This is a genomic window from Rhizobium sp. C104, assembly GCF_022354505.1.
GTDB classification, from domain to species: Bacteria; Pseudomonadota; Alphaproteobacteria; order Rhizobiales; family Rhizobiaceae; genus Rhizobium; species Rhizobium redzepovicii.
On the sequence record NZ_CP092355.1, the window covers coordinates 363,790 to 384,930 of the forward strand.

17 protein-coding genes are annotated in these 21,141 nt (G+C 62.0%); 4 read left to right on the top strand and 13 right to left on the bottom strand.

Features of this window, described 5'->3' with window-relative positions; translation table 11 throughout:
- Positions 1-174 precede the first annotated feature (174 nt).
- Entirely contained in the window at positions 175-1,086 is a 912-nt protein-coding gene (locus tag MF410_RS36340; protein WP_239621366.1) for an alpha/beta hydrolase, read from the top strand.
- A 3-nt stretch (positions 1,087-1,089) separates the two neighbouring features.
- On the opposite strand, the gene MF410_RS36345 is transcribed toward MF410_RS36340, so the two are convergent.
- Entirely contained in the window at positions 1,090-3,093 is a 2,004-nt protein-coding gene (locus tag MF410_RS36345) for a CocE/NonD family hydrolase (protein WP_239621368.1), read from the bottom strand.
- A gap of 21 nt (positions 3,094-3,114) precedes the next feature.
- Positions 3,115-4,695 (bottom strand): ABC transporter substrate-binding protein, encoded by a 1,581-nt coding sequence (locus tag MF410_RS36350; protein ID WP_222134946.1) that lies wholly within the window; start codon positions 4,693-4,695, stop codon positions 3,115-3,117.
- A gap of 120 nt (positions 4,696-4,815) precedes the next feature.
- On the opposite strand from MF410_RS36350, the gene MF410_RS36355 reads away from it, so the two are divergent.
- Positions 4,816-5,601 carry a helix-turn-helix transcriptional regulator gene (locus MF410_RS36355; protein ID WP_097626179.1) on the top strand — a complete coding sequence of 262 codons (786 nt, stop codon included), beginning with the start codon at positions 4,816-4,818 and terminating at the stop codon, positions 5,599-5,601.
- A 54-nt stretch (positions 5,602-5,655) separates the two neighbouring features.
- Here the strand turns inward: MF410_RS36355 and MF410_RS36360 are convergent, their stop codons facing one another.
- The 9 genes from MF410_RS36360 to MF410_RS36400 form a co-directional block, all read right to left on the bottom strand.
- On the bottom strand, positions 5,656-7,287 hold the full coding sequence (locus MF410_RS36360) for an ABC transporter ATP-binding protein (protein ID WP_222134945.1): 1,632 nt from the start codon (positions 7,285-7,287) through the stop codon (positions 5,656-5,658).
- Positions 7,280-8,107, bottom strand: coding sequence for an ABC transporter permease (locus tag MF410_RS36365; RefSeq protein WP_097626181.1), 828 nt, complete (start codon positions 8,105-8,107; stop codon positions 7,280-7,282). Before MF410_RS36365 ends, MF410_RS36360 begins: the two co-directional genes overlap by 8 nt.
- Complete coding sequence (locus MF410_RS36370; protein WP_183855822.1) at positions 8,104-9,108, bottom strand: ABC transporter permease; 1,005 nt, start codon at positions 9,106-9,108, stop codon at positions 8,104-8,106. The genes MF410_RS36365 and MF410_RS36370 overlap by 4 nt, the downstream gene beginning before the upstream one ends.
- A gap of 97 nt (positions 9,109-9,205) precedes the next feature.
- The gene (locus MF410_RS36375) at positions 9,206-10,795 is read right to left on the bottom strand and encodes an ABC transporter substrate-binding protein (RefSeq protein WP_131711201.1); all 1,590 of its coding nucleotides are present in this window, start codon (positions 10,793-10,795) and stop codon (positions 9,206-9,208) included.
- A gap of 117 nt (positions 10,796-10,912) precedes the next feature.
- Positions 10,913-11,695, bottom strand: coding sequence for a carnitinyl-CoA dehydratase (locus tag MF410_RS36380; RefSeq protein WP_131711202.1), 783 nt, complete (start codon positions 11,693-11,695; stop codon positions 10,913-10,915).
- Positions 11,696-11,701: 6 nt separating this feature from the next.
- The gene (locus MF410_RS36385) at positions 11,702-13,756 is read right to left on the bottom strand and encodes an acetate--CoA ligase family protein (protein WP_222134944.1); all 2,055 of its coding nucleotides are present in this window, start codon (positions 13,754-13,756) and stop codon (positions 11,702-11,704) included.
- A 4-nt stretch (positions 13,757-13,760) separates the two neighbouring features.
- On the bottom strand, positions 13,761-14,921 hold the full coding sequence (locus tag MF410_RS36390) for an acyl-CoA dehydrogenase family protein (RefSeq protein WP_097626186.1): 1,161 nt from the start codon (positions 14,919-14,921) through the stop codon (positions 13,761-13,763).
- 10 nt (positions 14,922-14,931) lie between these two features.
- The gene (locus MF410_RS36395) at positions 14,932-16,422 is read right to left on the bottom strand and encodes a carnitine 3-dehydrogenase (protein ID WP_097626187.1); all 1,491 of its coding nucleotides are present in this window, start codon (positions 16,420-16,422) and stop codon (positions 14,932-14,934) included.
- Positions 16,423-16,429: 7 nt separating this feature from the next.
- On the bottom strand, positions 16,430-17,332 hold the full coding sequence (locus tag MF410_RS36400; protein WP_131711204.1) for a 3-keto-5-aminohexanoate cleavage protein: 903 nt from the start codon (positions 17,330-17,332) through the stop codon (positions 16,430-16,432).
- 100 nt (positions 17,333-17,432) lie between these two features.
- Between MF410_RS36400 and MF410_RS36405 the strand changes: the two genes are divergently transcribed.
- On the top strand, positions 17,433-18,431 hold the full coding sequence (locus tag MF410_RS36405; protein WP_183780115.1) for a GlxA family transcriptional regulator: 999 nt from the start codon (positions 17,433-17,435) through the stop codon (positions 18,429-18,431).
- Here the strand turns inward: MF410_RS36405 and MF410_RS36410 are convergent.
- Positions 18,406-19,281, bottom strand: coding sequence for a LysR substrate-binding domain-containing protein (locus MF410_RS36410; RefSeq protein WP_041672096.1), 876 nt, complete (start codon positions 19,279-19,281; stop codon positions 18,406-18,408). The two genes, MF410_RS36405 and MF410_RS36410, sit on opposite strands and share 26 nt — an antisense overlap.
- A gap of 112 nt (positions 19,282-19,393) precedes the next feature.
- On the opposite strand from MF410_RS36410, the gene MF410_RS36415 reads away from it, so the two are divergent.
- On the top strand, positions 19,394-20,299 hold the full coding sequence (locus MF410_RS36415) for an EamA family transporter (RefSeq protein WP_183780117.1): 906 nt from the start codon (positions 19,394-19,396) through the stop codon (positions 20,297-20,299).
- Positions 20,300-20,464: 165 nt separating this feature from the next.
- Here MF410_RS36415 and MF410_RS36420 read toward each other — a convergent pair whose 3' ends face one another.
- Entirely contained in the window at positions 20,465-20,899 is a 435-nt protein-coding gene (locus MF410_RS36420) for a hypothetical protein (RefSeq protein WP_097626191.1), read from the bottom strand.
- Positions 20,900-21,141 lie beyond the last annotated feature (242 nt).

A 21,141-nucleotide genomic window follows, 5' to 3' on the forward strand; every position in this document is an offset into this window, starting at 1 on the left:
AAATACCGGAATTTTTTGAAAAAGCGGCAAAGCCTTGAAATGCAGGATCAAAATAAGGAAGCATCGCGACATCCATGGGTCGCGGCCAGACAGATTGCCTCCGCCGCAAAGGCGCATGATGGGGTGAGAGTCGGCCAGGGACGTCTCCGCAGTCCCAAATCGAAAGGACCCTGCATGTCCGCTCCATCCCCTGTCCCCACCGAAAAAGGCATTCTGCAGTTTCTCCAGATTTGCGATAGCGTCTATCCCACTGAGGCCGTCGAAGCGTCGGTCGAGCAGCAACGGTATTGGTACGATGCGCTTTGCGCCCGCTTCGACCGCCCGCTGCCCCCGGATTTGATCTTTGCGGACGGCATGGTCCAGCGCATACCGATCCGGCGCTACCGTCCGCGGAAAATCATCACCCGGACTGTTCTGCTCTATCTCCATGGCGGCGGCTTCGTCGTCGGTTCGCTTGAGAGCCATCACGCCATCTGCGCCGAGATCGCTGATTTTGCCGGCGCCGAACTCGTTTCCGTCGATTACCGGCTGGCCCCTGAATATCGCTGGCCGGCACAGACGGATGACGGCTTCGCCGTGCTCAAACATCTGCTTGCCGCCGGCAATAAGGTCGTGCTGATCGGCGACAGCGCTGGCGGCAACCTTGCGGCAGGGCTTGCCTTGCGGGCGCGCGACGAGGAACTCTCCGGCATCGTCGGCCAGGTGCTAATCTATCCCGCGCTCGGCGGCGACCTCGACGCAGGTTCCTATCTCGAAATGGCCGCCGCACCCGGCCTGACGACGGCCGATGTCGCCTATTATCGCGAGATTCTGCAGGCGCCTGAAGGAAATGAGATCGCCGAGCCACTCCAGGCGTCTTCGCTTGCCGGGCTGCCGCCGGCCTTCATCACGGTCGCGCATTTCGACCCCTTGAGAGACGACGGCCGGCACTATGCCGCCCGGCTCACTGAAGCGGGCGGAGAGGTCTGGTTCCGGGAGGAGCCCCAGATGGTGCATGCCTGGCTGCGCGCCCGGCATATGAGCGATGGCGCCCGCGATGGCTTCCATGCCGTCTGCGAGGCTGTCCGGCATTTCGCCGTGTCCTGACGATCACATCAGATCACGTGGGATCCGCTTTTCCGCAAAGATCTTTTCGAAGATCTGCACGTCGTCCTCGAAAGCGGCGACGACGGCACTGATGATCCAATCGGTGGCGGTGCAGGCAATCCGCGCGGTTGCCACGGTGCGCACGAACCAGCCGGGGCGGCGCATATCGCAGGTCCAGGTCGACACACCGGTCATCGACAGCGGATCATCGGGTGAAATCGACCAGACTTCCTCGCGCAATTGCCGGGTCGACAGGCCCGTCTCAGGATGTTCGTAGAGCCCGGTATCCTCGTGGATGCGATAGTCCGTCCGGTTGCCCGAGAGGTTGCGAACGACCTGGCGCTCCGTCGCCGCCGCGGCATGCTCGATATATCGAGGCAGGGGATCGGGATTGGCCGGCTCCTTGATTTCGATGCGGCGATGGTCGCCGAGCACCGGCAACCCCAAGCCGAGCGATGCCATGTCGATTTCGATTCCCTCATCCTCAGGCGGAGGAAGGATCATCGGCCAATAGGCGGTGGAAAGCGAAAGGCGGATGCGATGTCCCTTGCGGAAGCGATAGCCGCAGGCGTCGAGCACGAGACGGATCGACACCGTCTCGCCCGGGATCAGCGGTTTCGGATCGGCATTGCCGTCGCGGTGGGTGAGATTGACGACGCCGAAGGCGACCCGCATTGCCGTACCATCAGGATGAACATCGATCAGCCGGGCGCAGAGATTGCCGCCCGACGTCCGGGAGCGCAGCGCAAGCGTCAGCACGGGCTGGCCGAGATAGTCGCAATCGCCGGAAAGCGGCATGGTATCGAAGACCAGCGAGCCGGCATCGTCCGAGCGCTGATCGATCGCCATTTCGGCGTCGGGCTTCAGCGTGAAATATTCACCGGATGCCGTGCCGGTATCGAGCGGAGAATGGAGATAAACGGGATGTTCGGGCGCGTGCGGGATCGGCATGCCTTCCGTCAGCCTGCCGAATTGCTCGACGTAAAAGCACTGCATGCGCGGCGGCGTCCAGACATCCCTGGCGATCCAGAAACCAGGATCGCTGTCGCGGCGTGGAGCAGGGCGGATGGCATCGAGAATATAGGCACGGGTCTGCGGCAGTCTGTCGATGCCGTTGTCCTCGCCACGCAGCCACTTGTTCCACCAGGCGATCGCTTCGCCATGGAAATCGGCGCGCGGTTTCGGCCAGGCGAAGTGCGGATATTTGTGCACCCAGGGACCAATCAGCGCCTTGGCTTTATCGCCGAGGCCTTCGACCGCCATCAGCGGCGTATTGCGGTAACCGTCGGCCCAGCCGGCAATGACCAGCGCGGGGATCTCGACGCTGGAAAAATCCTCTGCGATCGAGCCGTGACGCCAGAAATCGTCGCGCCGCTGATGGCTCAGCCACTCCTCCATGAAAAAGGGTTCGCCCGCCAGGCGCTCCAGCCACAGCGCCTTCCAGCGCTCGCCGGCCAGTGCGGGATCGGGCGGGCGCGACTGATAGCCGAGCATCGTCGCCGCCCACGAAAGCTGGGCGGAGAGATGGCAGCCGTTCTTGTAGTGGATGTCGTCATTGTAGCGGTCGACGGTCGAGGCGATCGAGATGACGGCCTTCAGCGCCGGCGGGCGCAGGGCTGCGACCTGCAGGCTGTTGAAGCCGCCCCAGGAGATGCCCATCATGCCGACCGCGCCGTTCGACCAAGGCTGCGCGGCAATCCAGGCGATCAGCTCACAGGCATCGGCAAGCTCCCGTTCGGTATATTCGCCATCGATGACGCCGTCGGATTCTCCCGATCCGCGGATATCGACGCGCACGCCGGCAATGCCGGCGGCGGCGAAGACCGGATAGGTCAACTCGTCCCTGAGGCTCGTCCCGTCGCGCTTGCGATAGGGCAGGAACTCGAAGACCGACGGCACGGGATCCTCCTCCGCGCCGTCGGGCATCCAGATGCGTGCCGCCAGCCGCGTCCCATCCTTCAAGGTGATCCACTGATTTTCGATGGTTGTGAAGCTGCGGTCTGACATTGTCATATATCCAGGAGAGCTTTAGGCATTAAGCCACACGCGGCTGCCGATGTAGCCGTTGGACATATCGTTGCCGATATCGTCGACATATCCCTTCAGCATTTTCGAAGAGGCCATGATGTAATCGTTGAAGACGGGCAGGATCAGACCGCCATCGTCTCGCACCATCAGGGCCAATTGCCGATAAAGCACCTTGCGCTTGGCCTCATCGAGTTCTGACCTTGCTTGCAGAACCAATTTGTCGAAGTCAGGGCGCTTGAAACGCGTGTCGTTCCATTCTGCGGTCGACAGGTAAGAGGTGGAATAGCGCGAATCCTGGGTCGGACGACCGCCCCAGAACGAGGCGCAGAAGGGCTGCTTGTTCCAGACATTGGTCCAGTAGCCGTCTTCCGGTTCGCGCTTGACGTCGATCGTGATGCCGGCCTTGCGCGCGCTTTGCTGGAACAGGATCGCCGCATCCACAGCGCCAGGAAAGGCTGCGTCTGACGTGAGCAGCTGAATGGAGCGGTCGAGACCCGCTTTCTTGAAGTGGAAGGCGGCCTTATCTGGATCATAAGGGCGCTGCTCGATATCGGTCGGGGCGAGAGCGTAGTTGGAATTGACCGGATAGTCGTTGCCGATGACTCCGTAGCCGCCCAGAACCTTGTCGAGGATCGCCTGACGATCAATGGCATATTTCAGCGCAAGCCGAAGATCGGTGTTGTCGAAGGGAGCCGTGTCGCAATGCATCAGGAAACAATAGAAGCCCTTGCCTGCATTCCGGAGGATTTCGACGGTCGGTGCTCGCTGCAGCATCGGGACTGTCTTGGGGTCGACATTGTTGACGAAATGGACTTGGCCGGAGGCAAGTGCGGCAACGCGGGCGGTGTTGTCGTTGATGACGAGGATCTCGACACTGTCGACAAAGCCGCGGTCGGAGCGCCAATCCTTCGGGTTTTTCTCGAAGGTTGCGTGAACGCCCGGTTCGAAGCTTTTCAGAATGTAAGGACCTGTACCGATGGCCGCCGCAGGCTTGTCGAGGCCGCCCTTCGGTTGGATGATCAGGTGATAGTCGGTCAAAAGCAAAGGCAGGTCCGCATTGCCTTCCGAAAGTGTGAGGACAAGGTCGCCCGCTTTTTCTTCGATACCGGTGATCGAGGCCATGAGCCCCAGAGCGCCCGACTGCGAATTCTTGTCCGCGTGTCGCTTCAGTGTCGCGACGATGTCCGCGACGGTCATCTTGCTGCCGTCGTGAAACTGCACGTCGTTCCTAATTTTGAAAGTCCAGACGGATGCGTCCGCCGATGGCGTCCAGGAAGTCGCCAGCGACGGCAAGGGCGTACCGGTCTTAGGGTCGGATTCGACAAGTGTGTCGCCCCAGAGACGGCCAATCACGAACAACACGGAGGCGCTATAGGTCGCGGGGTCGAGCGCATCACTGGTGGCGCCGCCCTTGAGACCGAGTTTCAGATGACCCCCGCGCTTCGCTTCCTGCGCGCGGGCATCGCGCGGCATCAAGAGTCCGGAGGGGAGGACTGGCAAAGCACCCAGCGCGACGGCACCGCCAACGAAGTGACGACGGCCGATACTCAAAGGCGAAGATTGATCCTTTTCACGTGTCATTTCAGTTCCCTTTTCAACGTTCTTAGAAGGGAACGTAGAGATCAGGCTGCTTCACGCAATTTCGCGACTTGACGCATTTTTGAGCGAGTTTACGCTACTATCATTAAGACGGAACCGCCGATGCCTCACCTAGTCGAGAACCTCAAGATCGCCTGTGCCACGCAGCGTTCCATTTCGCATCTTTGCCGCGCGATCGATATCAATCGGCAGCAATTCAATCGATACATCAACGGCCAGACGAGGCCGTCTGCCCATAATCTCGCTCGCATAGCCAAGTATTTCGATCTCGACGCAGCCGACTTTGGTCTCGTTCCCAGGCTCTTTCGCGAGCGGCTTCGCAAACCGACTCTAGACCTCAATCAAAGTTCCGAACTATTAAAGGCGTTCCCAGGCGATCTGACCGCGCTCCGGCGCCATATCGGCTATTTCCAGACCTATCATCGCTCCCCGTCCTGGCCGGGAATGGTTGTGTGTTCGTGCAGCCGCTTTGTGGAGAAGGGTGGGCTTGTGCATGTCAAATCAATGGAGCGTCTGCGGGACGCTGGAAACGGCATCCAGCAATTTTCGAAATATGTCGGCCTTGCGGCCTTCTATCGAAACCGGATCTTCATTACGGAGCGAGTCGTCGGCCCGAATCCGATACTTTCACAGACGATCCTCCTGCCATTCGATGAGTACCAGCGCGTCTATCTGCGCGGGACGACAATGGGAGTTTCGTGGCGACGGGAAAATCTCCCGTATGCGTCGCGGATGATCTGGCGGCATGTCGGCGCCGAGCCCAACCTGCGCGAGCTTCTGTCGCGTTGCGGACCACTGCCGCTGTCTTCACGCCAGCTGCCACCGACGGTGCGCTCGTTCCTCGCAGATCCATCCGCGGAAGTGTATGCGGTGCCGGCAGAGTATTGAAGAAACCGATTTTCAACGAAGCCATCCGGATGAGTGCCGGAAGATTTCGAGCCTTCAATTCCCGGCGCTTGCCATCTTCCGCGTCGTTAGCACCCGCTCCAGCCAGCCGATCTCCATCTCCGGTACGGATTTCAGCAACAGGTCGGTGTAGTCGTCGAAGGGCGGCGATAGCGCTTGGGATTTGGGACCGAAGCGGACGAGCTTGCCGCGATGCATCACCGCGACGCTGTCGGCAATGGCGCGCACGATAGCGATGTCATGGGTGATGAACACGTAGGAGAGATGTTCCTCTTCCTGCAGCTTCAGCAGCAGTTTCAGAATGCCTTCGGCAACCAGCGGATCGAGGGCCGAGGTCGGCTCGTCGCAGAGGATAAGTTCGGGCTTGGCGGCAAGGGCTCTCGCGATCGCCACGCGCTGCTTCTGGCCGCCGGACAGTTCGGCCGGATAACGATCGACGAAACCGTTGCCCATTTCGATCTGGTCGAGCAGTTCCTTTACCCGCGCGGTTTTCTCGGCACCTCTCAGACCATAATAGAAGGTCAGCGGGCGGCCGATGATGTCGCGGACCGTCTGCCGCGGGTTCATCGCCGTATCGGCCATCTGGTAGATCAGCTGGATGCGCCTCAAGTCGTCATTCGGCCGGCTTTTGAGGCCAGGCATCAGCGGCTTTCCATCAAAGACGATGCGTCCGTTGCTCGGCGGCAACAGGCCGGTAATGACGCGCGCCAGGGTGGATTTGCCTGAACCGGATTCGCCGACGACGGCGAGCGTCTGCCCCTTCGGCACGTGCAGCGAGACATCGTGCAGCACCTTGAAGCCGTTGGAATATTCGGCGCTGACATTCTCCACTTTGAGAAGTGCTGCAGACTGGTCGGCGGCTTCCTCGCGGTAGGCCTGCCTGACATTAACGAGGGCGCGCGTATAGTCCTCCCGCGGTGCCTCGATGATCTGCTGGACGCTGCCGTATTCGACTTGCTTGCCATAACGCAGGACCATGATGTCGTCCGAAATCTGGGCGACGACGGCGAGATCATGGGTGATATAGAGGGCGGCGGTGTGCGTTTCCTCGATGGCATGCTTGATCGCCGCCAGCACGTCGATCTGCGTGGTGACGTCAAGCGCTGTCGTCGGCTCGTCGAAGACGATCAGTTCGGGATTGGAGCAGAGCGCCATCGCCGTCATCGCCCGCTGCAACTGGCCGCCGGAGACCTGGTGGGGAAAGCGCTCACCGAAGGTTTCGGGATTGGGCAGGCCGAGAACCCCGAACAGATAAAGCGCACGCTTGCGCGCCTCGTCCTTGCTCATCAAACCATGTTTGACCGAAGCTTCGATCACCTGATCGCCGAGTCTATGCGCCGGATTGAAGGCGGCCGCCGCCGATTGCGCGACGTAGCAGACCCGGGCGCCGCGGATTTTCCGGATGCCGTTCTTGCCAAGCACCAGGATATCGGCGCCGTCGAGCCGCACCTCGCCGCCGGTGATTTCGGCGCCGCCTCGGCCATAGGCAAGCGCCGAAAGGCCGATCGTCGACTTGCCGGCGCCCGATTCGCCGATCAGGCCGAGAACCTTGCCCTTCTGCAAATCGAAAGAAACGCCGTCGACGATCGTCACCCGCTTCGGCGGCTCGCCCGGCGGATAGCTGGTTGCTTCGATCTTCAGATTGCGAACGGAAAGAAGCTCAGGCATCGCCGCGCCCTCCCTTGAGGCTGGATGTGCGTTTCAGGAGCCAGTCGACGACGAGGTTGACGCAGACGGCAAGCACGGCAATCGCCGTGCCCGGCACCAGTGCTGCCGATATACCGAAGATGATGCCGTCCTTGTTGTCCTTGACCATGCCGCCCCAATCGGCCGCTGGCGGCTGAATGCCGAGGCCGAGGAAGGAAAGCGTCGAGAGGAACAGGATCGAGAAGGCGAAGCGCAGCCCGAATTCGGCCAGCAGCGGCGACAGGGTGTTCGGCAGGATTTCGCGGAAGATGATCCAGAGCTTGCCTTCGCCGCGCAGTGTTGCCGCCTCGACGAATTCCATCACCGCGACATCGAGCGCCACGGCGCGGCCAAGACGGTAGACGCGGGTGGAATCGAGGATCGCCATGACAAGGATCAGGACGACGATATTCTGCGGCAGGACCGCAAGAACCACCAGCGCGAAGATCAGCGTCGGGATCGACATCATCAGATCGTTGAAACGCGAAAAGACCGTGTCGATGATGCCGCGCGAGACGGCAGCGGTGAAGCTCAGGATGATGCCGAGCGAGAAGGAGATGACGGTGGCGGCGGACGAGACCAGCAGCGTCGTACGCGCGCCATAGATCAGGCGCGAGAGGATGTCGCGGCCGAGATTGTCGAGGCCGAAGATGTATTGATTATCCGGCAGCTGCCAGACGTCGCCGACAACCTGCGTCTCGCCATAGGGAGCGAGCCAGGGGGCGAAGATCGCAAAGATGAAGGCGATGGCGATGCCGGCCATGCCGATCCAGGCGGTGATGGGAATGTCTCTCAATCTCATCGCGGATGCCTCAGCCGGGGATTGGCGATAATCGCGAGGATATCGGCCGTCATATTGAGGAAAATGTAGACAGCCGCGAAAATCAGGCCGCAGGCCTGTACCACAGGCATGTCGCGCACGGTGACCGCATCGACCATATATTGCCCCATGCCGGGATAGACGAAGACCACTTCGACAACGACGACCCCGACCACGAGATAGGCAAGGTTCAGCGCGATGACGTTGATGATCGGCGCGAGCGCGTTGGGGGCGGCATGCTTGACGATCGCGCGGAAGGCGCTGAGGCCCTTCAGTTCGGCGGTTTCCATATAGGCCGACGACATGACGGAGAGGATCGCCGCCCGCGTCATGCGCATCATGTGCGCAAGCACGACGAGCACCAGCGTCGCCGTCGGCAGCGCGATCGCCTTCAATCGCTCGGCGAGACCCATGCTGTCGTAGACGGTCGCTGGAAAAGTCGCCATGCCGAGCTTCACCGCGAAGAACAGGATCAGCAAGTAGCCGATGAAGAACTCCGGCAGTGAGATCGCCGCGAGCGAGATAATGTTGATGATCTTATCCGGCAGGCGGTTGCGGAAATGCACCGACAGCATGCCGAGGCCGACGGCGAGCGGCACTGATATCACCGCGGCGAAACCCGCCAGGAAGAGCGAATTGCCGAGACGTTTGCCGATCTGTTCACTCACTGAATTCTTGCTGGCCCAGGAAGTGCCGAAGTCACCCTGGACGGCATTGCCGAGCCACTCGACATAGCGCGTCGTGACCGGCCGGTTCAGCCCGAGATCCTGTCGAATATTGGCAACGGCCTGCGGTGTCGCCGACTGACCGAGATAGGTTGTGGCAAAATCGCCGGGCAGGGCTTCCAGACCACCGAAGATCAGGATGGAGACGGCAAAAAGCAGGACCAGGCTGAGCACGAAACGCTCGAGGATAAGGGCAAGCAGCGGAAAACGCTGCCGGAACCCGAGGCCGGGCAAGATGCTTGGGGCAGGATTGGTCATGGCGAGGGCCTCGCGCTAAAACGTCGGGAGGACCGCGGGGTTTCATCCCACGGTCCCGGCTTCGTTGGGGATCGGAGGGGCAAGCGCCCCTTTGCAATCAGGCGTCCAGCCAGACGCGCGTCGCGACGTAGCCGTTCGACATGTCGTTGCCGATATCGTGGACATAACCCTTCACCTGCTTGGTGGAGGCGTTCACGAAATCGTTGAACATCGGCAGGATCACGCCGCCCTCGTCGCGCACCATCATCGCCATGGCGCGATACAAATCCTTGCGCTTGGCTTCATCAAGTTCGGATCGGGCCTGCAACAGCAGCTTGTCGAAGTCAGGACGCTTGAACTTGGTGTCGTTCCAGTCCGCCGTCGAGAGATAGGCGGTGGAATACATCTGGTCCTGTGTCGGCCGGCCACCCCAGTAGGAAGTGGAGAAGGGCTGGACGTTCCAGACGTTGGTCCAGTAACCGTCGCCCGGCTCGCGCTTGACTTCGATCTCGATGCCGGCCTTCTTGCAGCTTTCCTGATAGAGGACGGCTGCATCGACACCGCCGGGGAAGGCGACTTCGGAGGTGCGCAGAAGGACCGAGCCGCTATGGCCCGACTTCTTATAGTGGAAGGCGGCCTTGTCGGGATCGTAGACGCGCTGCTCGATGCCCTCGGGGAAGAGCGCATAGGTGCTGTTGATCGGGAAGTCGTTGCCGACCTTGCCGTAACCGCCGAGGATCTTCTGCACCATGGTCTCGCGGTCCATGGCGTATTTGAGGGCCAGCCGCAGGTCGTTGTTGTCGAACGGCGCCTTGTCGCAATGCATGATGAAGACGTAATGGCCGCGGCCGGCAGTCGAGAGGATCTCGACGTTCGGGGCGCGCTTCAAAAGGTTGACGGTCTTCGGGTCGACGCGGTTGATGTAGTGCACCTGGCCGGACGACAGTGCTGCGATGCGGGCGGTCGCGTCATTCATGCCGATGATTTCGATCGAATCGACATAGCCCCGGTCGGTGCGCCAGTCGTCCTTGTTCCTTTCGAAGGTGGCACGGACGCCGGGCTCGAAACTCGTCATCTTGTAGGGGCCGGTGCCGATCGAGGCCAGCGGATCATCGACGCCGCCGTTCGGCTGGATGACCAGATGGTAGTCCGACAACAGCAACGGCATGTCGGCATTGCCTTCGCTGAGCGTCAGCACCAGATTGCCGCCGTCGGCCTTGATCTCCTTGATCGAGCCGAGAACACCCAGCGCACCGGATTCCGACTTAGCATCGGTGTGGCGCTTCAGCGTCGCAACAACGTCGTCAATCGTCAGTTCCTTGCCATCGTGGAACTTGACGCCCTTGCGGATCTTGAAGGTCCAGGTGACAGCGTCTTTCGACGGCTCCCAGGATTCGGCAAGCGAGGGCACGGCGGCACCCGTCAGCGGGTCGGACTCGACCAGCATGTCGCCCCAGCAGCGGCCGATGCAGAACATGACCTGTGACAGGAACTTCGCCGGATCCTTGGAATCGGTGGCTGCACCTCCTTCGAGGCCGAGCTTCAGGTGGCCGCCGCGTTTCGGTTCGGCGGCCTCGGCACTTTCGGTGAAGAGCTTGTCGGCGACGGCAAGTGTGATGCCCGCCGCCATGGCGCGTCCCATGAATTCGCGGCGGCTGAGCCCGCCCGCGGTGACGCGGCCTGCGAGATATTTGCTATAGTCGTTCATTCCCCAGTTCCTTCTTTGTGGTGCGTTGACAGAACTTCCGGGCAGGATCGCAGGCGGTTTCCTCTCCACCTCCGGTGCCCGCATCATGCGGGAAACATTGCGGTTGCTGCCGCCTCGTTATTGTCCTTTCCAGATAGGGCTTCGCTTCTCGGCGAAGGCCCGTGCGCCTTCCAATTGGTCTTCGCTCGAATAGAGCCTGTCGACGGTCGCAAACTGCCGCTTGGTGATCTTGTTCATGGCAGTCTGGAACGTCGAACCCTCCGCTTCGCGCACGATTTCCTTGATGGCCGCATAGACGAGCGGCGGCCCGCTTGCGAGCAGGCGAGCAAGCTCCCAAGCTCTCTCCATCAGCCGGCCGGCCGGCAGGACCTCGTTGACGAAACCCCAGCGATGCGCCTCGTGAACGTCGAGCCAGCGTCCCGTCAAAAGCATGTCCATGGCGATGTGATAGGGGATGCGCTTCGGCAGCTTGATCGACGCCGCATCGGCAACCGTGCCCGAACGGATTTCCGGCAGGGCGAAACTCGCATGTTCGGCGGCGACGATCAGGTCGGCCGAAAGGGCGAGCTCCAATCCGCCGCCGCAACAGATGCCGTTGACCGCTGCAATAACCGGCTTGTTGAGGTCGCGCAGCTCCTGCAGCCCGCCGAAGCCACCGACACCGTAGTCACCGTCGACCGCATCACCTGATGCTGCCGCCTTGAGGTCCCATCCAGCGCAAAAGAACTTTTCGCCCCCACCCGTCACGATGGCGACGCGCAATTCCGGATCGTCGCGAAAATTCTGGAAGATCAATCCCAAGGCACGGCTGGTCGCAAGGTCGATGGCGTTCGCCTTCGGCCGGTCGATGACGACTTCGAGCACCCCGCCGTCATGTCGTGTGCGAATGCATTCGCTCAACCTATGCTACCTCCTACGCCGTATGAGGGCATCGACTGCAGCAACACCGCGCCCTTCGGGAAGAACCATCAATGGATTAATGTCCAGTTCCTCCAGGCGTGCCACGTTCTTTACGACATAATCTGCCGCTGCTGCGATAGCGGCCACCGCGGCGTCGAGATCGCCTTTCGGCCGTCCGCGATAGCCATAGATCAATTTTGCCAGTTTGAGCCGCGAAATCGCCGCATGAATCTCGGTTTTCGTCGTCGGAAGCGGCAGGATGACGGAATCCTCGAGCAATTCGACAAAGATTCCGCCCGCTCCCAAGGTGAGCGACAAACCGAAGGCGGGATCGCGAATGGCGCCGACGATGAGCTCGGCGACCGGCGGATCAATCATCTTCTCGACCAGATAACCGGCATTCGGCCGCATTGCCGCCGCGGCGGTCGAGACCGCCTGACTATCCCGGAGGTTGAGCGCGACGGCGCCGGCTTCGGTCTTGTGTGCGATGCCGAGACCCTTCAACACGACGGGGAAACCGAGCCGTTCGGCCTGCTCGACGGCCTCATGGGGAGAAAAAGCCTGCAGCCCCCGGGGAACGGGGAGGCCACAGGCAGCAAGCTCCGCCTTCGCGTTAGCTTCGGTCAGCGTCTCGATCTCACCATCCATGGACGGCACGTCGAGCAGCGGCAGGGGAGGCGGGGCTTGCCAAGCTTGGCCAATGCCGGCTGCGACCTCAGCTGCAGCCATGGTTTCGTCGATGCCTGAGAAGGCGACGATGCCATTGGCCATCAGCCGATCGGCGACAGGTTCGGGCATATTCTCCGGAAGCGTCGCGAGAAGGCCGGCCAGCGCACCTGTCGCAGAGGCAGCAGTGATGACCGCATCTGCCGTCATTGCCCATTCGGACGCATCGCAGCGGTCGCGCCGCGGGAAGTCGAGGACGACCAGATTGAGGGCATAGCCGCCTTTGAACATGGCGCTGAAGGCTTCGGTCTGGCTGGCGAAATCGCCCCACACGAAGGTGTGGTAGTCGAGCGGATTGGAGAGCGTCACCATCTCGCCCAGCACCCGCCGCAGACGCGGCAATTGTTGCGGGTGCAGCGCAGGGAATTCGATATTGCGGCCGACGGCGGCATCCGCGATCAGCGAAGCCTCGCCGCCCGAGCAGCTCATCGACGAGATCGACCGGCTTGGCAGAGGGCCGGCGACATGCAGCAGCTTCAGGGTTTCGAGCAGCGCCGGCAGGCTCTGGACACGGCCGATGCCGAGGCGGGCAAGCACGGCATCCGCCACGGCATCACTGCCGGCAAGCGAAGCGGTGTGCGACACTGCCGCCTGTTTTGCCTGCTCGGATCGGCCGACCTTCAGCACGACGACCGGCTTCTTGGACCGGCGGGCAATGGCAGCAAGGCGTTCGAGGCCGGAGAGATCGCCGAAACCTTCGACATGAAGGCCGACCGCCGTGACACGCGGATCCTCGATCAAGGCGCAGGCGACGTCGGCAAGCGTTGTCTGCGCCTGGTTGCCGGCCGTGACCATATAGGCGATCGGCAGTCCACGGGTCTGCATGGTCAGGTTGATGGCGATATTGGAAGACTGCGTAAGGATCGCCACGCCGCATTCGATGCGCTTCATGCCGTGCTGGTCGGGCCAGAGCAGCGCGCCGTCGAGACCGTTGATCAGTCCGTAGCAGTTGGGCCCAAGGATCGGCATGTTGCCGGCCGCCGAAAGCAGCGCCTGCTGCAGGTCGGCGCCATCGGCAAGTTCCGCCGTCGCCTCGCTGAAGCCTGATGCATAACAGACCGCGCCGCCGGCGCCGGCCGCAGAAAGGCTGCGCACGATATCTACGGTGAGCGTCCTGTTGACGCCGACGAAGGCGGCATCCGGAGCGGAAGGCAGATCGGCGACCGAGCGATAACACAGCCGCCCGAGCACCTCGTCGAGTTTGGGATGGACGGGCCAGATCTTGCCTGAAAAGCCCATGCGGTCGCACTGCTCGATCAGCCTGCGCGCCTCGCGGCCGCCGAAGACGGCGATCGTTTGCGGTCTGAGCAGGCGGTCGAGCGGGCTGGATGTCATCGGCTCACGCTCCCAAAGGCCGAAGCAGGTCGCGGCTGATGATATGACGCTGAATTTCGGAGGTGCCGTCCCAGATGCGCTCGACGCGGGCATCGCGCCAGAAGCGGGCGAGCGGCAGGTCGTCCATCAGGCCCATGCCGCCGAAGATCTGGATCGCCTCATCCGTCACGCGGGCGAGCATTTCGGAGGCATAGAGCTTGGCAGAAGCGATCTGCCGGTCTGCCGGAAGGCCGGCATCGAGCCGCCAGGCGGCTGAAAGCGTCAACCACTCGGCCGCGTCGATCTCGGTGATCATGTCGGCAAGCTTGAACGAGACGCCCTGATTGGCGCCGATCGGCTTGCCGAACTGCTTGCGCTCGGCGGCGTAGGGCAGGGCCATCTCGAAGACGCGCCGCGCCCGGCCGACGCAGGTGGCGGCCACCGTCAACCGCGTGCCGTAAAGCCATTGATTGGCGATATCGAAACCGCGATGCACCTCGCCCAGCACCTGGGCTTCCGGTATGCGGCAATCTTCGAAGCTGAGCGTCGAGTTATGGTAACCGCGATGCGAAACGGAATCGTAGCCCTTGCGGATCTCGAAGCCCGGCGTGCCACGATCGACGAGGAAGGCGGTGATCTTCTTCTTGATGCCCTTCGGCGTTTCCTCCTCACCCGTCGCGGCAAAGACGATGACGAAATCGGCGACATCGGCATGCGAGATGAAGTGCTTCGTGCCGTTCAGCACGAAGTCTCCGCCATCGCGGCGGGCGGCGCATTTCATGCCGCGCATGTCCGAACCGGCATCCGGTTCGGTGATGGCGAGCGCGTCGATCTTGTCGCCGCGCACCGCCGGCAGGAGGTAACGCTCGCGCTGCTCACCCTCGCAGGCCATCAGGATGCCGGAGGGCCGACCGAAGAAAACCGTCAGCCCGAGCGAACCGCGCCCGAGCTCCCGTTCGACCAGCGTGAAGGTGACATGGTCGAGCCCGGCACCGCCGATCTCCTCGGGGAAATTGCAGGCATAGAAGCCGAGATCGATGCATTTGCGCTGGATTTCGCGGCCAAGCTCCGGCGGGACGATGCCGGTCCGCTCGACCTCGTTCTCATGCGGATAGATCTCGGTTTCGACAAAGGCGCGAACCGTCTCGACGATCATTTCCTGTTCCTGGCTGAGACCGAAATCCATGCCCTGTCTCCTACCGTTTCTGGCCGACGTAGCGGCCGGCGCCTTCGGGCAGCGCCAACGCCGCTTGGGCGCTGGCGATCGCCTTGACCTTGTCGAGCACGGCGGCCGGCGCCGACGCGGCCTTGCCGACCTTGCTGTCGACATGCAGCAGCATGTGCTCGGCGGTTGCGAGGGGCTCGCCCGTCGCCGTGTCGGAGAGGGTATGGAAGAGATGCAGCCGCTTTTCGTCGACCGACAGGATCCGGCAGGTCGAGTGGATCGCCTGGCCGAGCTTCGCCTCGCCGAGATGGCGGATGTGGCTTTCCACCGTATAGTAGCTCTGCCCCGCCTCGACATAGGCGAGATCGACGCCGATCAAGCGCAGCAAAGCATCTGATGTATCGCCGAAAATCTGCAGGTAGCGGTGCTCGGTCATATGGCCGTTATAGTCGACCCAAGCCGGGCTGACCTTCGTCTCGACGAGCCTCAGCGGCTTCGACGGGTCGAACGACTTCGTCGCGCCGCCGCCCGCTGCCCAGAGCGATTGCTCGAAATCCTTCAGCAGCTTGCCGGCGCCCCAACCCTTGCCGCCGTCGCCGCCCTTCAGCGCCTGCAAGATGCCGACGAGGTTTTCGTCGCGGATGCGTTCGAGCGCACGGATCGACAGGCCGTCCGCCTGCTCGTCGGACTGTCTGCCGATCTTTTCGATCAGGGCGTCGTCGAGATCGACGACATCGGTGAGTTTGGTCCAGGGCCAGGCAAGGCAGGGGCCGAACTGGGCGAGGAAATGACGCATCCCGGCCTCGCCGCCGGCTATGCGGTAGGTCTGGAACAGGCCCATCTGCGCCCAGCGCAGGCCGAAGGAGTAGCGGATGACATCATCGAGCGTCTCGACGGTGCAGATATCATCATGGATGAGCCACAGGGCCTCGCGCCAGAGCGCTTCGAGCAGTCGGTCGCCGACGAAGGCTTCGATCTCCTTGGCGATGTGGACACCCTTCATGCCGATCAGCGGCAGTCTTTCCATCGCCGCCTGGATGGTCGCCGGCGAGGTCTTTGCCCCGCCGACGATTTCGACCAGCGGCAGCAGATAGACGGGATTATAAGGGTGGGCGACGAAGAGGCGTTCGGGATGCGTCATGTCGCGCTGCAGATCGGTCGGCAGCAGCCCCGACGTAGAGGAGCCGATCAGCGCTTCCGGGCGGGCCGCGGCGTCGATCTCGGTCAGCACGCGGCGCTTGAGGTCGAGCCTTTCCGGTACGCTTTCCTGGATCCAGTCGGCGTCAGTGACGGCTTTAGCGAGCGTCGGGCAGAAGCGCAGCCTGCCTCGCGGCGGCAGCGGTGCGCCTGTCAGCATGGCATAGGCTTTTTCGGCGTTGGCGATCACCTCGCCAACGATGCGGCTTGCTTCCGGATGAGGGTCGAACACATCGACGTCGATGCCGGCCAGCAGGAAACGGGCGATCCATCCGCCACCGATAACGCCGCCGCCGATACAGGCCGCCTTGCTGATCTTAGTCATGATATCCTCAGCGTTTCGTCAGCTTCAGCTTCTTGCGCACATCTTCCGGTCCGATGATGCGCGCTCCCATGCCCTCGACCACCTGCACGGCCTTTTCGACGAGCTGCGCATTGGTGGCGAGCTGGCCTTTGCCGACGAAGAGGTTATCCTCCAGGCCGACGCGCACATTGCCGCCGGCCAGCACCGCCGCGGCCGGATAGGCCATGGCGTTGCGGCCGATCGAAAAGGCCGAGAAGGTCCAGCTCTGAGGCAGGTTGTTGACCATCGCCATGAACGTGTTGAGGTCGTCGGGCGCACCCCATGGAATGCCCATGCAGAGCTGGATCAGCACCGGGTCTTCGATCAGGCCTTCCTCGGCAAGCTGCCTGGCGAACCAGAGATGGCCGGTGTCGAAGGCCTCAATCTCCGGTCGCACGCCGAGATCCGTCATCTTCCTCGCCATGGCCCGCAGCATGGCCGGCGTATTGGTCATGACATAATCGCCGAGGTTGAAGTTCATCGTGCCGCAGTCGAGCGTGCAGATCTCGGGCAGGCATTCGGCGACATGGCTGACGCGCTCGCTGGCGCCCGCCATGTCAGTGCCTCTCGGATTGAGGGGAAGGGGGCTTTCGACATTGCCGAACACCAGATCACCGCCCATGCCGGCGGTTAGATTGAGGACCACATCGATATCGGCCGAGCGGATGCGGTCGGTGACTTCCCTATAGAGATCGTTGCGGCGGCTGGCGGCCCCCGTTTCCGGATCGCGGACATGGCAGTGAACAACGGCCGCCCCAGCCTTGGCGGCGTCGATCGCGGAGTCCGCGATCTGCTTGGGAGTAATGGGAACATGGCTGGATTTGGAAACCGTATCGCCGGCGCCGGTGACGGCGCAGGTGATGAAGACATCGCGGTTCATCGCAAGAGGCATGATTTTTGTTCTCCCCGTGTTGTCAGGCATTACGCGGCAGGATCGGCGGAGATGCTTTGCATTCTCGGAAGCTATCGATACATTATCGGAACTAGAGGAGATGACCTTGCTGCAGCGATCAACGGAACCGCTCGATATCGACCTTCTCGTCCTACCGGAGACGAACCTGATCCTGATCGCGTCGGTCATCGAGCCGCTGCGCGGCGCCAACCGCATCGCCGGCAGCGAACTCTATCGCTGGCGGCTCTTGACGCCGGACGGAGCGCCGGTCCCGACCACCAGCGCGATCGCCATCCCGGCTGAGGGCACTTTCCAGGCGACGACCGAGGAGACGCCGCTTTTCGTGCTGGCCAGCTACAACTGGCGCCGCAGCGCGACGCCGGCGCTGAAGATGCAGCTGTCGCAGGCGGCCCGACACCGCACGATCATTGCCGGCATCGAGTCCGGCACATGGCTGCTGGCGGAAGCAAGTCTGCTCGACGGGCTGCCGGCGACCGTCCACTGGGAGGATTACGAGGATTTTGCGCTGGCCTATCCTGAGGTCAGGGCCGTCAAAGACCGTTTCGTCATCGACGGCAAGCGGTTGACGACATCGGGTTCGCTGCCGACCGTCGACCTGATGCTTGAGGTGATCCGGCAGCGGCAGGGTTATTCGCTGGCGCTCGAGGTCAGCCGGCTGTTCCGTTACGAGCAGCCCTCCTTTCATATCGATGAACCGCTGTCGGCGGCCTCGGCGGGACTGCGCATGCATGATCCCCGCGTGACGCAGGCGGTACGACTGATGGAGGAGCATATCGAGCAGCCGCTGATTTTGGCGCGGCTCGCCCGCAGGGTGGGCGTCAGCGCCCGGCATCTGCAGGATCTTTTCCAACAGAGTATCGGCGCGCCGCCGCATGTGCATTATCTGGCGCTGCGGCTGAATGCGGCGCGCCGCAAGGTGATCGAAACAACAGCCTCCTTCGCCGACATCGCGGCGGCGACCGGCTTCAATTCAGCCTCGGCCTTTGCAAGAAGCTACCGGGCGAGTTTTTCCGAGAGCCCGTCCGAAACCCGTCGCCGCCTGCGCCGCCGCATCACGCCATCGCCGGCGCCGCCATAGGCTGGAAGGCTTCGCGCACCATTTCGGCGAGTTCCCGGACGGCCTCGCTGGAACGGAACGTGCTGCGGCGAAGCACGACCTTCGAGGAATCGACCGGCGGAAAACCGTCTTCGGCGGTCAGTTCCCGGCAGCCGGGCGGGATGCTGCTGCGGGAAAGCGTGGTGACGGCAAGGCCTGCGGTCACCGCGTTCTTCAGCCCCGAGCCGGTATCGGCGATGAAGGCGATCCGGTAGCTGCGGCCGATCTGTTCCAGCGAGCGGAGCGCAAAATCGCGTGACCAGGTGGAATTGCGATAGGTCGCGACGGGCAGTGGATCGATGTCATGCAGCCGGTGGACCATCGATGTGACCCAGACTGTGGGATCAATGCAGAGGACCTCGCCCTTGTTCTGGTCGCTCCAGTCGAAAACGACGGCGAGATCGAGTTCGTCCCGTTCCAGGGCGGCGAGGTTGCGGACCGTGTAGTCGCAGGACACCGTGACCTCGACCGCCGGATGGCGCACGGCGAAAGCCGCAAGGGCTGCCGGCAGCACCGTCTGGCTATATTCCTCGGGAATTCCGATCCGCACCGGCCCGTCGAGCGGCTTGCTGCGGATCGTCGCGGCGGCCTCGTTGAGGAGGTCGATCACCCTGCGGGCATAAGGCACCAGTTGGATGCCCTGGCGGGTGAGCAGTACACCGCGGGCGCCACGCTCGAAGAGGATCTCGCCGATCGCCGCCTCGAGCCTCTTAATCTGGGTGCTGACGGCCGACTGCGTCCGCCCGATGCGTTGGGCAGCCGCAGAGAAATTCGACGTCTCGGCGACGACCAGGAAGGTCCTCAAGAGATCGCTCTCGATTGGTTCATGCATGACAGAGCCATAGAAAAAATCGATAAGAGCTATCTCTACTATTCGTTTGTCTTATGTCAATTACCGGCGCAGAAATGAGCGGCGTTCGACTTCCTTCTTTGAGACCATCTGCGTGACCATTGAAAATCCGACCACGCGCCTCGCAGGCAGCGAGCACGAGAAGGGTGTGCTTCTCATCGTTGCCGCGACGCTCGCCTGGAGTGCGAGCGGCGTTTACTCGCGGCTGCTCACGACCGACGTATGGACGGCGATCGCCTGGCGGTCGTTGTTCGGAGGCCTGTTCCTGCTGATCCCCTGCCTTTTCCTCGAAGGGGGCATCTCGCGGCGGCAATGGCGTTCCGTCTTCCATCCCTCCGGTCTTGCGATGATCGCATGCCAGACCTTCAGTCAGGGATGTTTCATCGGGGCGCTCTACATGACTACCGTCGCCAATGTGACGATGATCTATGCGACGACGCCCTTCATTGCGGCTCTGTTCGGCTGGCTCATCCTCGGAGAGAGGGTCGCCAGGCGGACGCTGATCGCCGGCGCCGTGTCCCTCTTCGGCGTCGGCGTCATCGTCGCCTCGTCGATCGGCGGCGGCACTGGTTGGGGCGACCTCTTAGCGCTCGGCATGACCGCGTCCTTCGCGCTCGTCATCATCATTCCGCGCATCAATCCCGGCGTGCCGAGCCTGCCGCCGACCGTCGTCAGCGCTTTCCTGACCCTCGTCATCTTCGCGCCGTTCGGTTCGGTCGGCTCGCTCGACCTGCACAACTGGATCGTCCTTGCCGCCTTCGGCGCCACCAATTTCTCGCTAGCGCTGGTGCTCTTCCTCGCCGGCGCAAAACGGATGCCGCCGGCAGAAGCCGCGCTGATCGGCACGATGGAAATCGTGCTGACGCCCTTCTGGGTCTGGCTGCTGTTTTCGGAACAGCCGCCGGTCGCCACCTATTTCGGCGGCGCAATCATCCTCGGCGCCGTGTTCTGGCACACGGCAATCGACTTCAACCGCAGCCAGCAGTCACGCGACCGCTAAGCATGTCGCGCAAAAGTGTACAGCGGTTTTCCCAGGCAAAGCGCGAAGCGCTTTTGCCGTAACGACATGCGTAAAAACAAAGATCTAAAGCGCAAGGAGCGAATCTGAAAGATCGCGACGCGCTTTAGAGCCGGCTTTGCAGCGTCATGGGGTCTTTAGCCTCAATTAGCCGAAGAACGCACGAAGCTGAGCGAAAAATCCGCTTGGTTGAGGATCTGCCATCTTACGCACGCGGCGAGCGACTGTTGCCGCGCTGACGCGTTCACCAAAATGACAGAAGCAGACAAGCTCGTGCAGTTCCCCGTCGCTGAGTTCGAAGAACCGTTTGGCTTCTCCGTAACTATCATTTTCCATTCCTGCCGCCCGCAGAATGGGATCAGCGAATGCAACCGAGATCGGCGTGTCGTCATCCCGCATGGCTATGCGATCTGCGATCGGCTGATATTCCGTTTCGTGAAGCGTCTTAAGAAACGGTCTGGGGCTGCGTTCGAGACTTTCGGCCCACCGTTCAATCCGTTCGCGCCGCGTTAAGTCAAGGCGCTTGCAGGTCGTGCTGACCTTCGCAATCGTTTTCAACTGCTCCAGTGCATACTGTTCCATTTCGGCCTCCTATCTCCGAGAAAAATAGATGGTCCGCTCCCAAAAATAGCGTGGCTCAGGTCGCAGCCGATGTCCAATCACGATTGGCAACGGCATCTGCCGCTGGTCGGACAGAGGCGGTCACAGCGCGACAACCGGCAGAGAAACCTTGCATTGCTCAGGCCATTTGATCGGAGATCTGCAATTCAAATCTTCTGAACCGATCCGGAAAACCGCCCTATTCCGGGGATCAACTCATAGCT

Excerpts from the sequence above, each read along its gene's own strand:
- MF410_RS36340 (WP_239621366.1), top strand. The coding sequence starts at position 175 with ATGTCCGCTCCATCCCCTGTCCCCACCGAAAAAGGCATTCTGCAGTTT.
- MF410_RS36345 (WP_239621368.1), bottom strand. The coding sequence starts at position 3,093 with ATGTCAGACCGCAGCTTCACAACCATCGAAAATCAGTGGATCACCTTG.
- MF410_RS36350 (WP_222134946.1), bottom strand. The coding sequence starts at position 4,695 with ATGACACGTGAAAAGGATCAATCTTCGCCTTTGAGTATCGGCCGTCGT.
- MF410_RS36355 (WP_097626179.1), top strand. The coding sequence starts at position 4,816 with ATGCCTCACCTAGTCGAGAACCTCAAGATCGCCTGTGCCACGCAGCGT.
- MF410_RS36360 (WP_222134945.1), bottom strand. The coding sequence starts at position 7,287 with ATGCCTGAGCTTCTTTCCGTTCGCAATCTGAAGATCGAAGCAACCAGC.
- MF410_RS36365 (WP_097626181.1), bottom strand. The coding sequence starts at position 8,107 with ATGAGATTGAGAGACATTCCCATCACCGCCTGGATCGGCATGGCCGGC.
- MF410_RS36370 (WP_183855822.1), bottom strand. The coding sequence starts at position 9,108 with ATGACCAATCCTGCCCCAAGCATCTTGCCCGGCCTCGGGTTCCGGCAG.
- MF410_RS36375 (WP_131711201.1), bottom strand. The coding sequence starts at position 10,795 with ATGAACGACTATAGCAAATATCTCGCAGGCCGCGTCACCGCGGGCGGG.
- MF410_RS36385 (WP_222134944.1), bottom strand. The coding sequence starts at position 13,756 with ATGACATCCAGCCCGCTCGACCGCCTGCTCAGACCGCAAACGATCGCC.
- MF410_RS36390 (WP_097626186.1), bottom strand. The coding sequence starts at position 14,921 with ATGGATTTCGGTCTCAGCCAGGAACAGGAAATGATCGTCGAGACGGTT.
- MF410_RS36395 (WP_097626187.1), bottom strand. The coding sequence starts at position 16,422 with ATGACTAAGATCAGCAAGGCGGCCTGTATCGGCGGCGGCGTTATCGGT.
- MF410_RS36400 (WP_131711204.1), bottom strand. The coding sequence starts at position 17,332 with ATGCCTCTTGCGATGAACCGCGATGTCTTCATCACCTGCGCCGTCACC.
- MF410_RS36405 (WP_183780115.1), top strand. The coding sequence starts at position 17,433 with ATGACCTTGCTGCAGCGATCAACGGAACCGCTCGATATCGACCTTCTC.
- MF410_RS36410 (WP_041672096.1), bottom strand. The coding sequence starts at position 19,281 with ATGCATGAACCAATCGAGAGCGATCTCTTGAGGACCTTCCTGGTCGTC.
- MF410_RS36420 (WP_097626191.1), bottom strand. The coding sequence starts at position 20,899 with ATGGAACAGTATGCACTGGAGCAGTTGAAAACGATTGCGAAGGTCAGC.